The sequence below is a fragment of the Actinokineospora terrae genome (genome assembly GCF_900111175.1).
Taxonomy (GTDB): domain Bacteria; phylum Actinomycetota; class Actinomycetes; order Mycobacteriales; family Pseudonocardiaceae; genus Actinokineospora; species Actinokineospora terrae.
This window is the reverse complement of record NZ_FOGI01000015.1, coordinates 65,517-77,989: the sequence shown is the minus strand read 5'-3', so window position 1 is coordinate 77,989 and position 12,473 is coordinate 65,517. Positions and strand designations below refer to the sequence as shown.

Below are 12,473 nucleotides of genomic sequence, written 5' to 3'. Positions count from 1 at the left end.
TGCGTGGGTGCCGGATCCATGCCTCGATCTCGGAAGGGTGTGGTGCGTTGTGACTGCGCCGACCTCGAAAACCCCGGTCACCACTACAGCGATTCCCGAGCAGTCGACGTCCGAGCGGCCTGCCGGGCCGTTGACCGGGTCGTTGACGCCGGAGCAGCGTCTGGCCAAGGTGGAGGCGATGCTGTCCGGAACGAGGTCGCACTCGCGTGCGGCGCGGCGGTTGCGGATGAACCGACCGGCCAATGTCCTGGTGGGGGCGTTGCTGCACGCGGCCGACCGGCGGGCTCGGGGGTTGGAGCCGACTGATCTGGAGCAGCGACTGCTCGACCTCGTCGGCGCGTACCTGCCCGCCGACGAGTTGGCGGCGTTCGGCGGGGCCTACCGCGATGCGGTGGCGCGGGGCCCGGTCGACGTTCTACCCGAGTCGATCACCGCTGTGCCGCCGGAAACCGGGTACGGCCTGGAGGACCTGCGGGCGGCGCTACCCGCGATCGAGGAGCACGTCATCGCGCAGCCCAACGTCCGGGTCGTCGACGTGACCGCGCTGGACGAGGACGCTCAGATCGACGACGAGGAGTTCGCGGCGGCACTGGTCGAGTACGGGCGCGGCACCACGATCCTCACTGGCGCCCCTGGACGGCAGACCCCCGGCGCGGGGACCACCGCGGCGTTGCCGGTGCAGTTGCGGATGCACGCCTTCCACTGTCAGAGGGAGTCGGGCGAGGCGACCCGGGACGAGATCTACTGGGCTCTGGCCTCGGGCAGCGACGGTCGGGCCAAGACCTCGCACAAGACCCGGGAATACGGGGCGACCTCCACCGGCGACTGGCACACCTTCGATGCCAACACGTTCCTGTTCAACGGCTCGGTCGAGCACTACGTTTCGTGCGAGGTGCAATGCTGGGAGGCCGACGACAGCAGCGGCGGGTTCTACAACTCGCTGCGCGCCGCGCTTGGGGACTTCGCCGAAGCGGCGTTGGACTTGTCGGTCAGGATCGCCGAAGCCGGTGACAACGAGAGCAAGAAGGCCGCCGGGTGGGCGGCGTTCCTCGCGATCGGCGCCGGGCTGCTCAACGCGATCCTGGGCTGGCTGACCAACGACGACGACCTGGTCGTGGAGCGCTCCTTCGGCTACGACCGCGCCGCCCTGGTTGCGCTCAGCGCCCGCCCCAATCGCGAGTTCGCGCTGCTGTTCGACGGCGGTGGCGGTGGCCGCCACAACCTGTTCCTGCGAACCAACCCCATCGTCGACACCGGAAGCGGCCTGCGCTACATCTCCCTGGACTCGGCTGGCGTCTGGGGCAGCAGCGGGGCGTTCCCCTCGGGCAGCACCGGCCACACTCCGGCCCTGGCCGCCTACAACGGCAAGATCCACTGCCTGGTCCGCGGCGGCGGCGCGAACCTGAACCTGCACTGGTCGTCATTCGACGGCAACGGTTGGTGCACGTTCACCCAGCTCTCCCACACCAGCACCGTCGCCCCCGCCCTGGCGGTGCTGGGCGACAAGCTCTACGCCGTGCACCGGGGTAGCGGCGCCACTGGCACGCTGTACTGGAACACCTTCGATGGCACCCGCTGGAGCACTCCCGCCGCCTTCCCCTCCGGCGCCACCGACCACTCTCCGGCATTGGCTGCCCTCAATGGCAAGCTCTACTGCCTCGTCCGCGGCGCGGGCGCCAACCAGACCCTGTTCATCAACAGCTTCGACGGCACCCGCTGGTCCGGCTTCACCGCATTGCTCGGCGGAGCGGCCAGCCCGACCTCCCCGGCGGTGGCCGCGTTCGGCGACAAGCTGCACATCGTGCACCGCGGCAGCGGCACCACCGGCACGCTGTACTGGAACACCTTCGACGGCACCAACTGGAGCGGCTACACCGCCCTGCCCTCGGGCAGCACCGACCACGCCCCGGCCCTGGCCGCGGCCAACGGCACACTGCACTGCCTGGTCCGCGGTGCAGGCGCCAACCGCAACCTGCATTGGAGCCGCTACGACGGCACCCGCTGGAACACCTTCACCGCCCTCAACGCCACCAGCCCGCTCGCACCCGGCCTCGGCCCGTTCCACACCACACTCTTCGCCGCTTACATCAGCTGACCCAGGCAAGCCCGGGGCCTGCCGCGACGGCCGGTACGGCCCCGGGCTACTGGCCGGTGGCGTGTCGACCGGGCTACGCCGCGTCGAAACGCGCGCCTACCGGCCGGGTCGAGGCCCTCGCGGGTACTGCGTCCTTCACGAGGTCAGCACGGCGCGGCAACACGTGTTGCGTGGGGCAATCCCACGGCTCGGTTGAGTTGGGTGGACCATTTCTGGCAAGTCAATGCTCCTGGCCTTTGAGCCATCGCTCGTAGTCGAACTGCTTGTCGTGGTCTCGGCTGATCCGGCGGCCGCCCTCGCCCTGTGCACAAGGGCGGCTCATGACTTCCGTCTCGGCGGAGTGTCCCGCCCCTTGCTGTACCTCGCGGAGGCCGCGAGGAGTCGGCATGACCAAACTCGTTGAACATCGCGGAGTCGTGGACTGTGGCCACGCCGGTCATCCTCGGTGCAAGATCGCCAAGCGTCTACACTGGCCAGCTGCCTGCCTCCAAGCGCACTCGACGGGATCGAACGTGAGCACCAGCAGCACCTTCCTCGATTGCCACGACCCCCAGTCGGCCGTTCGATCGCTCTCCACGGCGTTCCGGGTCGAGGATCACGAATTGCTCCTCGCGATCAAGTCCTGCCGAGTTCGCGACTACGACGCACCGTATCTCGAAGAAAGGATCCTTGCGAAAATCCTGAAAGATCTGGGAGTGCGCGGAACACCGCAGTTCGCCGGGACTTATTTCTTTCACGGTACCCGAACTTTCGACTCGGGCGGATTCTCGGTTCGCGGAGTACTCCCGCTAACGGACGTGCTGGATGAGTTATGGACATCACTGCACAGCCTGATTGGCCACATAGTGACCAGAAGTGAGTGGGAGGCGCACCGGCGAGCAATCGAAACCACTACGGCGGGCGGCCACGGTGGATGGCAGTATCGACTCAAGACCAGAGACCCGGGAATCCATGCGGGACCGTACGCACACCTCATCCGCGAGCTGCATCTGACACCATCACCAGAGCGGCACGACTACCTCGCCGTGCCTGAGATAGTCCAAGATATCGCTCGCACCTGCGACTTCAACCTGATCGAACGCTATACCGAGGCGACCACGCCATGCGTGGTCAAGTTCCGCACCTCGGCGAACGAAGAGCACGCATACCAAGCAGCCTTCTGGTACGTCTACGCCCACATCCACGGCGACGCGCCACCGCAGTCCATTCTCTACGCCTACAGCGGCCAGAACAAGCCCGTTCAACCTCACGACGTCTTGTCCGTAGAGCTGATCGCGAACGCAGACACTCCAGGCGGCCCGCCGCTCACCCGCACCGCCTCGAATGAGGGCGAAGCGTCGCCTTGAGCGTTGGATGCCTGAGTCGCAGAGCTGAACCCACACTCCTGACCGTCAAACCGTAGGCACACGGCGCGACCTTGAGCGAACAGCACTTGGTACCAGAGTCGGGGTCGAGGGTACCGGCGTTGGTGTCCAACGCACACGACCAGCCGGGTCGACCCCACTTAGGCCAGGACCAGTCATTGCTCAACGTGACAATCCTCGGAATCGACCTGGCGAGTGTCCGAGCAAGATCATATGGCGATACCGTGGCGATCGGAACGCGTCACAACGCGACACACCCTGGACCTACGGGTGGCAACTGGTGCCGCTGACCAGGAGAGAGCTACGTTTCCCCTGGTCAGCGCAGCACGGAACTACCTTGACACGGTAGTGGTCAGCGGGAGAGCAAGGTGTGGGCGATGGTGGCCTGGATTGGGTGGAGGGTGGTTTCGCCGTCGTGGAGGGACCAGAGGGTGTTTTGGAGAGTGCGGGCTAGGGTCCAGGCGGTGGCGGTGGGGCGGTCTAGGGAGAGGGATTCGGTTAGGTGGTCAAAGCGGTGGAGTAGGGCGGTGGGGGTGAGGTAGGCGTTGTCTAGGGAGGGCATTAGGTCGAAGGCGGGGTGGCCGGAGATGGGTTTGGGGTCGATGGCTAGCCAGGGGGTGCGGGAGCTGGCGAGGACGTTGTCGTAGTGGAGGTCCCAGTGGAGTAGGCGGTTGCCGGGTTCGCTGATGGCTGCGGCGGTTGCGTCGGCGCAGGCTATGGCCAGGGTGCGTTCGGTGGGGTTGGTTAGGCGGTTTAGCAGGGGTCGCTCGGTGAGCATTGCGGTGGCGATGTCGGTTAGGGTGCGGATTCCTGGTGGGGCGGGGACGTGTAGGCGGGATAGAAGGTCTGCGATGACGGCGATGCCCTCTGATGCTGGGAGGGCGCTCAGGGGGCGTGAGGCGTCGAGGCGTTCTAGGAGCATGGAGCCGGTTGGTTCGTCGTGGTCTAGTAGGTGTACTGCTGCGGTGCCTGCCCAGTGTCGCAACGCAAGTGGCTCGCCGTCGTTTTCCTCGTCGCGGGGTTGGAGTTTCAGGACGGCGGGTGTCCTGTCGGGACGGACGACGGGGATTACCAGAGCGACCATGCCGTGGCGTGCGGGGCCGTCTACCTTCAGGGACCACTGCTCGAGCATTGTGTCGGCCAGTGTGGGCAGGGCGCGCAGCCACGGCAGGTGTTCAGGGCTCTGTTTCGCGTAGTACGCGGCAAGAGCGTCAGGCACGGGGATGGGCACGGCTGGATCCTCCTTCGCTGTGAGTGGACAGGGCGAAGGAGCCGGGGGCGGTGCGCGAGGTCAATGGCCCATGGAACCCACTTTAGCCACCGAGTCCGGGATGCGGAGGGACTCGACCAGGTCGCGGTACAAGGAGTCCGTGGCCAGGAGTTCGGCGTGGGTGCCGCGGGCGCGGATTCGGCCCTCGGCCATGACGATGATCGTGTCGGCGTCGACGACCGTGGAGAGTCGGTGGGCGATGGTGACTACGGCGGCGCGGGAGGCGTGGGTGCGGATGACGTCGTGCAGGGCGGACTCGGTCAGGCCGTCGACCTGGGCTGTGGCCTCGTCGAGTAGGAGGACGTCCGGGTTGGTCAGCACGGCGCGGGCTAGGGCGATGCGTTGGCGTTGACCGCCGGAGACAGACGTGCCTGACAGCGGGGTGTCCAGGCCCTCGGGCAGCGTGTCGGCGAGGGTGTCGAGCCGGACGGCGGCCAGCGCGCTCTGGAGTTGGTCGTTGGTGGCGTCGGGGTGGGAGAACAGCAGGTTGTCGCGGATCGTGCCGGGGACGACCGGTGTCTCTTGCTCTACGTAGGCGAGGTGGGCTCGGATGTCGGCGTGGGTGAGGTCCCGATAAGGAACGCCGTTGACGAGCAGCGAGCCTTCCTGGGGCTCTAGGAACCGCAGGATCAGGGAGAACAAGGTGGTCTTACCCGCTCCGGAGGGCCCCACGATGGCGGTATGGCCCACGCGCGGCACGTCCAGGTCGATCCCATGCACGGCTGGTGGAGAGTCGGGACCGTAGGCGGCGGTAATGCCTCGTAGTTCCAACACCGGCCCGGTAGTGCGCACGGCGGTGTTGGTGCTGACACCCGAGGTCTCGACTGGTAGGTCGTCGACCTCCCGGATGCGCCCCGCGGCGGCGATGCCGTTCTGCAGCGCGGTGACGTTCTGGCTCAGCGTGGTCACCGGCCCCATCAGGCCGAACGAGTAGAGCAGGAACGCGATCAACGTCGACACCGCCATGTCCCCGTCGGACACCCGCCACGCGCCGATCCCGAGGATCAGGATGATCGCGAGCTGGATGCCGCTCCACGAGATGGCCCAGGCGATCGCCTCCCGCCGGATCGCGCGGATGCCCTGCTCGGCCGCGCCGCGGGCGTCGGTGATGATGACGGCTGTCTGCCGCTGCTCGGCGCGGCTCGCCTTGACTGTGCGCACTGCTCGCAGCGCGCCTTCGAGCGTCCCGCCGAGCGCGCCGACGTGGGCCTGTGCCTTCTCCTTGGCGACCGCGATCGCGGGCATGAGCAGCCCGAACAGGATGGCGATGGCGATCACCGAGGCGACCGTGGTCAGGAACAGGACCAGGTCGAGCGCCGCCATCAGCACGAGCGTGCCGACCAGCATGACGACCCCGTTGATCAGGCCGATGACGCTGGCGGCTGCCGCGTCGCGCAGCAGGAGGGTGTCGGAGGTGACCCGGGTGACGAGCTCGCCGGGCGCGCGGGTGCTGATGGCGGGGACGGTAGCGCGGAAGAACCGGTCGACCATGCCCTGGCGAGCCGCGAGGACGATGCGCTCGCCGAGGGTGCCCAGCACCACCGACTGCCAGGTCCACATCACGGCGCCGACCACGAGCAGCACGGCCATCAGCACGATAGGGCCGCGCAGGCCGCCGTCAGCGCCCAGGGAGTCGAGGACCCACTTGGTGGCCAGCGGGGTGGCCAGGCCGACGCCGGACCCGGCGAGGGCGAGCACCAGCCCGAGAGCGAGTCGGGCGCGGTGGGGACGGGCGAAGGACCAGAGGACGCGAAGCCGCCCACTTTTCGGAACGCTCATGCTCGATAGTGGAACATCGATGTTCCACACCGGTCAAGTCGAATACCGCTGTGGACCGAGGGGACCTACGCTGGGCCGGTGGATGTCCGCACCGCAGCAGCCGATACCGGGACCAAGGCCCGCACCCGCCGCGCGATCCTCGACGCCGCGGTCACCGTGCTCACCGCCGACCCGGCCGCGAGCCTGGCCGACATCGCCGCCGCGGCCGGGGTCGGGCGCACCACCGTGCACCGGTACTTCCCCGAGCGCGCCGACCTGACCACCGCGCTGCAGCAGATGGGCTGGGAGCACGTGGTCCAGGCGACCCGGCGGGCGCGGCTCACCGAGGGAACCGGCGCCGAGGGGCTCGACCGGCTCTGCCAGGAGTACTTCGAACTCGGCAACGTGCTGATGCTGGTGTTCAACTACTCCGCCCCCGACGGCGACGTCACCTGGGAGTGCGACCCCGACAACCAGTCCGTCCTCGACCTCATCACCCGGGGCCACCACGACGGCAGCATCGACCCCACCCTGACCGGCCCCTGGATCCGCGACATCCTCTGGGCCCTGCTCTACGCCGCCTGGCAGCAGTCCCGGACCGGGGTCGCGTCCCGCCACCAGGCCCTCGACTCGTGCCTGCGCGCACTGCACAAGGTCGTGGCTCCCTGACGCCTGACCCGGTCTTCGCCGACCCGCGCCTGGTCGCCGTCTACGACACCTTCGACGCCCCGCGCGACGACCTCGACGCGTACGTGGCCCTCGTCGCCGAACTCGACGCGCGGCGGGTGCTCGACCTGGGCTGCGGCACCGGCAACCTGGGTGTTCGGCTCGCGGACCGCGGGATCGAGGTGATCGGCGTCGACCCCGCGGAGGCGTCGCTGGCAGTGGCGCGGAGCAGGGAAGAGCGGGTGCGGTGGGTGCACGGCGACGTCGGGTCGGCGGCGGGCTTGGACGTTGACCTGGTCGTGATGACGGGCAACGTCGCGCAGGTCTTCCTGACCGACGCGCAGTGGGCTGAGGTGCTCGCGGGCTGCCGTGCGGCGACACGGCCGGGCGGATACCTGGTGTTCGAGACCCGGCGGCCACAGCGGCGGGCGTGGGAGGAGTGGGACGGCCAGGTGGTGCTGGACGTGCCGGGGATCGGGGCGGTCTCGCAGCGGCGGGAGGTCACCGAGGTGCGGCTGCCGCTGGTGTCGTTCCGCTCGACCTACCGGTTTCCGGACGGCGCGGTGATCTCCTCGGACTCGACCCTGTGCTTCCGTGACCTGGACGAGATCTCGCGGGATCTCGCCGCGCACGGGTACCGCGTGCTGGACGTCCGCGAGGCCCCGGACCGGCCGGGCAAGGAGTTCGTGTTCGTCGCTCAGGCCAACGCTTTGGTCATGAACACGCTGTTGGGGTCTTCCACGTAGGGCGGGAAGGGCCCGCAGAAGGTGAATCCGTACTTCGCGTAGAGGGCCCGCGCCGGGGCGAAGAACTCGAATGACCCCGTCTCCAGGCTCAGCCGCTCGTACCCGCGCTCGGTGGCGACCTCGACGATGTGCCGCAACACCAACGACGCCACCCCGCGCTTGCGGTACTCCCCCGCCGTCCGCATCGACTTGACCTCCCCATGCCCCGGCGCCAACTCCTTGAGCGCACCGCACCCAGCGAGCACGTCCCCGTCGCGGACCGCCCAGAACGTCACCTCGGGCTTCCGCAACCCCTCAAGATCCAGAGCATGCGAACTCCCCGGCGGCGTCACGGCCCGCAACTGCTCGACGTGCTCCCCCAGGAACCGCGCCACCTCCGCACCTGACAGGTCGTCCACCACCACACGCAACTCACCCATGCGGGAAGCATCGCACCTACGACTGCGCTGGTCAGGTAAGAGGGACGCCCTGCCAGTGCCAGGCGGTTTGGCGGGGCTTGCCTGGTAGGTCCACCCGGTTGGTCGCCCACAACAGAGCTGTCCACGGGTCGATGCCTCTTACGTCTACATGCGGGAACAGTCTGGTGAGGACTCTGGCACACACGTCGCCGGGTGGGGTTATCGAGGTTCCCAGGCCGCGGGCGATGTCGGTGCCGTGGATCAGGATCTCGACGCAGGCCATGGCGGCGAAGCCTTCGGGGTCGGAGAGGCCCGAGGGGTGGTAGGCGCGGGCGATTGGGGAAGTGGTGTGGAGGGTGGCGGAGAGGATGCCCGCGCCTGCGGTGGCGAACTCCAGCAGGTCGGCGGGGGTGGCGTCCTCATCGGCCTTGGCGAGGAAGCGGACGTAGTGGGTGGTGGGTTGGGCGACCACCTGGGCGGCGTAGGACAGCAGGCAGTCGCCGATGTGTTCGGCGGTGTGCCAGGCGGTCCACTCCCCCGTGCCGGGTGCTTCGGACCAGTTCCGGCTGGTCATGGGGGTCAGCGCGGTCGTCACGCAGGTGATGGCGGTGTCGAGGTCGGCGGGGTTCACGGGGTCTGCTCCAGGTGGCGGGTGAGGGTGTCGCCGACGTGGGTGGCGGCGGTGCGGGAGGGGTCGCGGGTGGCGTGGTTGTAGACGCGTTGGGTGGTGTCGACGCGGGCGTGGCCGACGTCGGATTGGACGTCGGTGATGTGGGCGCCCTGTTCCATCGCGGTGGTGACGTAGAAGTGGCGCAGGGCGTGGGGGTGCATCGCGCCCGCGAGTTCGTGCAGGTCGGCGGCGGTGGCGAGGCGGCGCAGGAGGCTCCAGATGTCGCGGCGGTCGCAGCGGGTGCCGGTTCGGGTGATCAGGAGCGGGGCGCGTCCGGCCACGGTGGACCTGGTGACCGTGGTGGTCGGGGCGGTGGGCAGGGCGTCGAAGTAGTCGGTGAGGGCGGACTCGGCGAGGTCGGTGAGGTAGACCGTGCGGATCTTGCCGCCCTTGCCGGTGACGCGCAGGGCACGGCGGCCGCGGGTCGTGTGCAGGTCGGGGTGGTCGAGGTCGCACAGCTCGGACACGCGCAGGCCGAGGGTAAACAGGGCGACGACGGCACGGGCGCGGAGGCGGTCTCGGGGTGACGCGCCGGGGCGGGGTCTGGCGGCGGCGTTGAGCAGGGCCGCGACCTCCGCCGGGGTGAGGGTGAGGATCGTCTTGGCCGGTTGGGGGTCGCGAAGGCCGAGACGGCGGCGGTCGAGGTCGGCGGGGTTGGCGGTGACGAGGCCCGCGGCGGCGAGGTGTTGGTAGAGGGTGCGGACGGTGGCGAGCATGCGGGTGCGGGTCGCGGGGGCGGCACCGGCGGCGCGGAGAGCGTCTTGCCAGGTCAGGACATCGATGGAGCTCGCGGTGACGGGGTCGAGGCCGGTTGAGGCGCACCAGCGGAGCCAGTGCAGGGGGCGGAAGCGGCCGGGGCGGGTCGGGGGGCGGTTTCGCTCGGGGTCGGTGAGGTCGGCGTGCAGGGCGGCGGTGAGGTCGAGGGTGTCGGCGTAGGCGCGGAGGACGCGGACCCAGGTGTGGTCGGCGCGGCTGAGCCAGTCGCGCAGGTCGGTGACGCTCGTGGGCAGGCCCAGGCCCTCGGCGTAGGTGCGGCGGGTGGAGGTCGCGCCGTACGACCGGAGCCATGCGGTGATCTCGGTGAGCAGCCGGATCGGGTCCCCCACCCCAGGCCAGAGGGTGCCTTCGGCGAGGTCTGTGGTGCGGGCGGGAAGGGGCCTCGGGTCCATGCGGTTAGGTTACCGACAAAAGGAGTGTTCTGTCGGCTACCTCTAATGTTATCGCGTTTGGTCGATCTGCTAAGCTGAACATGTTAGATTAGAGATGGGGGGAACAGGATGAGCGCGGACGAACGAGTGTGTGCCCTGACAGGGTGTGAGAACTGGTTCTCGCCGCGCAGCAACCGGCAGCGCTACTGCTCGCCCGAGCACGCGGCCGACGCGCGGACTCGACGGCGGGCCGTGGAAGACCTGGGGGTGGACGACTACCTGGGCGCGCTCCGGCAACTCGGCCACGACACCCTCACGGCGCTCCAGCCCCGCGCCACCGAACTCACCACCGCCGCCACCGAACTGACCACGGCTCTCAACACTGTCGTCGCCGGGTTCACCGACCTGGACGCCGCCGCCACCGCCCGCATCGCCGACGCCGAGGCCCGCGCACACCAGGCATCAGTTGAGGCCGCCGAGGCCCGTGATCAGGCCACGCGGATAGCCGCCGAGCGCGACACCGCCGTGACCCGCGCCAACACCGCCAACCAGGCCGCCACCGAAGCCCACTCGGCCCGCCGCGCCGCCGAGTCGGACGCCGCAGCCGCCCGCCGGGACCTGGCCGCGGCCGTCGAAGCCCGCCATCTCGAGTCGTCTCGCGCGGATCGTGCCGAGGCGGCGGCTGTTGAGGACCGCGCCCGCGCCGAGTCCGCCGATCAACGCGCCGCCCGCCTCGCCACGCGCGTCCGCACCCTCACCACCGAACGCCGCGACCTCTGGCACCGCCTCACCGCCGAGACCGCCCGCGCCGAGTCAGCAGCGGCTGAGGCCAACTCCGCCCGTCAAACCGCCGAGTCCGACGCTGCCGTCGCCAAGCGCGACCTCGCCGCCGCGACCGAAGCCCACTCCGCCACCCAACAGGACCTCGCCACCGTCAGGGCGGTCCTGGCGTCGACCCGCGCCGAACTCAACACCCTCCGCGCCGACCTCACCGCCACCCGAACCTCCCTGGCCGACGCCCACACCCAGGCCACCGCAGCTCAGTCCCAAGCCCAGCGCGCCGCCGACTCCCGCGTCGAGGCCCTGCACCGTGAACACACCCAGGCCCTGGAACGCCACATCACCACAGCCCTCACCGCGACCGCCGCCCGCAACCAGGTCCAGGCAGAACTGGCCTACCTCCTCGACTCCCCCGCCGAGTCGCTCCCGGCCCACCTACGCCGCCTCCACGACTCGCTTTCTTCGTCACCGTGACGAAACCCGGTGGACTGGCTACCTGGTGGTTTCACGCCGCGGAAGTCGCCAAGGCCGAATGTCCTCTAAGGACTGATCATCGGGTTGCAGGCCCTCCGCCGCCCGTGTTTGCATGACAGGGTGCCGGAACCACTGGTCCTCCCCACGATCACCAACGGCGAGCACACCCTGCGCGAGTGGAGCCACGACGACATCGAGGTGCTCCGCGAAGCAGCGACCGACCCCTACATCCCCGCCATCACCACGGTCCCCCAACCCTTCGACCCCGCAACGGCAGCTGCCTACATCGACCGGCAGAAGGACCGAGCCCGAGCCGGCACCGGCTACTCGTTCGTCGTGGTCGAAGGCTCGCGGCCCATCGGCAACATCGGCCCCTGGCTCCGCGACCTCGACCTCGGCCGCGCCTCCATCGGCTACTGGCTCGTCCCCTCGGCCCGCGGCAAGGGAACCGCCACCCGAATCCTCACCACCCTGAGCGACTGGGCCTTCGCGACCCTGCACATCCCCCGCCTCGAGCTGTACGTAGAACCCTGGAACACGGCTTCCCTCCGCGCTGCGCAGAAGGCGGGCTTCCGCGAGGAGGGCCTTCTGCGCTCCTGGCAGGAGATCGGCGACAACCGGGCCGACATGCTCATGTTCAGCCGAATCCGCTCCGACACCGACCAAACGCGAAACCGGAACGGCTAGGCGCATGCCGCCGCCCGGACCGTGGGATGCGGGCCGGGCGGGGCTAGGTGGTTCAGTCGAGGGGGAAGCAGCCGCTGGTGCCGGTGTAGGTGAGTTGGGTGGGGTTGATGCCGCCCCAGACGTCGGTGCGGATGTTGATGCCGTAGTAGCGGGTGTCCTTCTCGGTGACGTTGATCAGGTCGTACCGGTCGGCGTGGTCGAGGAGTTGGCCGCTGCGGGAGTAGGTGTTGGCGCCTGCCGGGTCGGTCACCTGGTAGACCCAGGTCCACCGGCAGGCGGACGGGCTCGTGGTGCTCGCCTGCGCCGGGGCGCCCACCACCATCGCCGCGCTCACCGCGACCAACACCGCACCTGTCATACGTCGGGACATCCGTCTCAACTCCTGTCTCGATGTGCCGAGCCGATCCCCGCGATCCT

Annotated in this window: 12 protein-coding genes; 6 read left to right on the top strand and 6 right to left on the bottom strand. The window is 69.2% G+C overall.

The window, feature by feature from the left end:
* The first annotated feature begins 49 nt into the window (after positions 1 to 49).
* Complete coding sequence (locus BMY07_RS29135) at positions 50 to 2,095, top strand: DUF8189 domain-containing protein (protein WP_143073698.1); 2,046 nt, start codon at positions 50 to 52, stop codon at positions 2,093 to 2,095.
* A 512-nt stretch (positions 2,096 to 2,607) separates the two neighbouring features.
* Positions 2,608 to 3,441, top strand: coding sequence for a hypothetical protein (locus BMY07_RS33930; RefSeq protein ID WP_143073697.1), 834 nt, complete (start codon positions 2,608 to 2,610; stop codon positions 3,439 to 3,441).
* A gap of 370 nt (positions 3,442 to 3,811) precedes the next feature.
* Here BMY07_RS33930 and BMY07_RS29125 read toward each other — a convergent pair whose 3' ends face one another.
* A complete protein-coding gene (locus BMY07_RS29125; RefSeq protein WP_092785724.1) occupies positions 3,812 to 4,690 on the bottom strand; it encodes an aminoglycoside phosphotransferase family protein in 879 nt (292 codons plus the stop codon).
* Positions 4,691 to 4,750: 60 nt separating this feature from the next.
* Positions 4,751 to 6,508: an ABC transporter ATP-binding protein gene (locus tag BMY07_RS29120; protein WP_092785722.1), complete on the bottom strand. Its 1,758-nt coding sequence runs from the start codon at positions 6,506 to 6,508 to the stop codon at positions 4,751 to 4,753.
* Between the two features lie 78 nt (positions 6,509 to 6,586).
* On the opposite strand from BMY07_RS29120, the gene BMY07_RS29115 reads away from it, so the two are divergent.
* Complete coding sequence (locus tag BMY07_RS29115) at positions 6,587 to 7,156, top strand: TetR/AcrR family transcriptional regulator (protein WP_092785720.1); 570 nt, start codon at positions 6,587 to 6,589, stop codon at positions 7,154 to 7,156.
* Positions 7,120 to 7,899, top strand: a complete 780-nt coding sequence (locus BMY07_RS29110) for a class I SAM-dependent DNA methyltransferase (protein ID WP_245782726.1) — start codon at positions 7,120 to 7,122, stop codon at positions 7,897 to 7,899. The genes BMY07_RS29115 and BMY07_RS29110 overlap by 37 nt, the downstream gene beginning before the upstream one ends.
* Here BMY07_RS29110 and BMY07_RS29105 read toward each other — a convergent pair.
* The 3 genes from BMY07_RS29105 to BMY07_RS29095 are packed head-to-tail and all read right to left on the bottom strand — an operon-like array spanning position 7,851 to position 10,136.
* Positions 7,851 to 8,318 carry a GNAT family N-acetyltransferase gene (locus BMY07_RS29105; protein WP_143073696.1) on the bottom strand — a complete coding sequence of 156 codons (468 nt, stop codon included), beginning with the start codon at positions 8,316 to 8,318 and terminating at the stop codon, positions 7,851 to 7,853. The two genes, BMY07_RS29110 and BMY07_RS29105, sit on opposite strands and share 49 nt — an antisense overlap.
* Positions 8,319 to 8,349: 31 nt before the next feature.
* Complete coding sequence (locus BMY07_RS29100) at positions 8,350 to 8,928, bottom strand: maleylpyruvate isomerase mycothiol-dependent enzyme family protein (protein WP_092785718.1); 579 nt, start codon at positions 8,926 to 8,928, stop codon at positions 8,350 to 8,352.
* On the bottom strand, positions 8,925 to 10,136 hold the full coding sequence (locus tag BMY07_RS29095) for a tyrosine-type recombinase/integrase (protein WP_092785716.1): 1,212 nt from the start codon (positions 10,134 to 10,136) through the stop codon (positions 8,925 to 8,927). The genes BMY07_RS29100 and BMY07_RS29095 overlap by 4 nt, the downstream gene beginning before the upstream one ends.
* 108 nt (positions 10,137 to 10,244) lie before the next feature.
* Here BMY07_RS29095 and BMY07_RS29090 point away from each other — a divergent pair, with 108 nt between their 5' ends.
* Entirely contained in the window at positions 10,245 to 11,369 is a 1,125-nt protein-coding gene (locus BMY07_RS29090; RefSeq protein ID WP_143073695.1) for a coiled-coil domain-containing protein, read from the top strand.
* A gap of 120 nt (positions 11,370 to 11,489) precedes the next feature.
* Positions 11,490 to 12,056 carry a GNAT family N-acetyltransferase gene (locus BMY07_RS29085; RefSeq protein ID WP_092785712.1) on the top strand — a complete coding sequence of 189 codons (567 nt, stop codon included), beginning with the start codon at positions 11,490 to 11,492 and terminating at the stop codon, positions 12,054 to 12,056.
* A gap of 52 nt (positions 12,057 to 12,108) precedes the next feature.
* Here BMY07_RS29085 and BMY07_RS29080 read toward each other — a convergent pair whose 3' ends face one another.
* Positions 12,109 to 12,426, bottom strand: a complete 318-nt coding sequence (locus BMY07_RS29080; protein ID WP_143073694.1) for a hypothetical protein — start codon at positions 12,424 to 12,426, stop codon at positions 12,109 to 12,111.
* Between the last annotated feature and the right edge of the window lie 47 nt (positions 12,427 to 12,473).